General features: G+C 49.6%; 1 protein-coding gene. It reads right to left on the bottom strand.

What is annotated here, in order from left to right; all coding sequences use genetic code 11:
* On the bottom strand, positions 1–1710 hold a 1710-nt coding region (locus BLR60_RS24540; RefSeq protein ID WP_143009160.1), incomplete at both ends, for a condensation domain-containing protein.

The raw sequence follows: 1710 nt of genomic DNA, 5'->3' as shown, positions 1-1710 counted from the left end.
GTATCGATATCTGTTATAAGTATTTTTGCATTGGTGTCCTTTATAATAAAGTCGATCCTTTCTTTTGGGTAGGCCGGATCTATTGGGACATATGCTGCTCCCGCGCTCATTATTGCAAGTATTGCGGTTATCATTTCCTCTGATCTTTCCATGCATATTGCCACGATGTCGCCGTTTGTTATTCCTTTGGTGTTTAGAAATGCAGCTGCTTTTGATACCTGTTGCTGAAGGTCTCTGTAGGTTAATTTTTTTCCACGGAAAGATACGGCTGTGTTTTCCGGGTTTTTGTCCACCTGGTTCCTGAAGAGGTCTATTACCGTTTTGTCTTTTGGGAACCGGACAACCGGTCCTTTTGATGCGGCCAGGACCTGCTCTCTTTCCTGTGTGCCCATTATCCGGATATCCTGCAGTTTTTGTGCGGGGTTGTGCGTTACTTCCCCGAGGAGCTGCACCAGATGCTGTGTCATGGCCGAGATCCGCTCAGCGGTAAACAGATCGGCACAGTATTCCATAGAAAGGCTGATGGATTCTCCTGTCGCCTCTGCCTTCAATGTAAGGTCGAACTTTGTCTGGTCCGTACGTATGCTTATTGGTTTCACCGATGCTTCTCCCAGGGAGAGTTCGCCTTCTTCGGGTGTATTTAGCAGTACGAACATGACCTGGAATATTGGGTTTTGTGCAAGGTCCCTGGTATGTTCGACTGCGTCCACGACTTTTTCAAAAGGTACTTCCTGGTGTGCATAACATTCGAGCAGGTTTTCCCTGATGAGGGCGAGCTGTTCACTGAAAGAGTTCTGGGGGTCTACCTGTGATCTGATGGCTAAGGTATTCACGAAGTATCCTATCAGTCCCTCCAGTTCCCCGTGGAGCCTTCCTGCTGTAGAGGTTCCGACACAGATGTCCTGCTGTGCGGTATACCTCATCAGGAGGGTTTTGAACGCGCATAGCAGGAACATGTACAGGGTGACCCCCTGCCTGCGGCATGCATCCATAATATCTGCTGATAGCTGGGGATCGATCATATGCTCTATCCTCTGTCCGTTAGTGCTCTGTACGGGCGGTCTTGGAAAGTCGGTCTGTAGCTGTATTGGTTGAACGCCCTGCAGCCTGTTCTTCCAAAACTGGGTCTGCTGTTCGAGCTGCTGTCCCGAGATGTATTTTCTCTGCCATATTGCAAAGTCTGCATACTGCACGGGCAGGGGCTGGAGCGTGTGCGGGGTTTCTGTACATGCAGCTGTATATAATGCAGAGAGTTCTTTGATGAATATTGATGCTGACCATCCATCGGAGACGATGTGGTGCATGAGTACAAGGAGGAGGTGTGATTGGGTGGCGGTTGTGATCAGTCTGGTCCTGAACAGGGGTTCCTTATCCATTTGAAAAGGTATCCTCATGAACTCATCTATGTATTTTTGCTTTGCCTGCAAGGTGTCGAACCGGCATGTTGCCGTATCAAGGTCCCATACCGTTTCGGAGAGTATAGTCTGGAAAGCCTTTCCATCCTCTTCGGAGATAACTGTCCTGAGTACTTCATGTCTTTCCACAAGCTGTCCTATTGCGGACCGTAGGGCGGGGATGTTGAGCGTGCCGTTTATCTCGAGTACTGCGGGCATGTGGTACTGAAGGCTTCCCCAGACCTTGTCTATCACCCAAAGGCTCTCCTGCGAATAGGATAGAGGGATGCGCCCGGTCCTGATGCCGGGGGTTATC

This window comes from Pedobacter terrae, assembly GCF_900100705.1.
Lineage (GTDB): Bacteria > Bacteroidota > Bacteroidia > Sphingobacteriales > Sphingobacteriaceae > Pedobacter > Pedobacter terrae.
The sequence above is the reverse complement of the archived record's forward strand: the minus strand, read 5'-3'. Positions and strand labels throughout refer to the sequence as shown.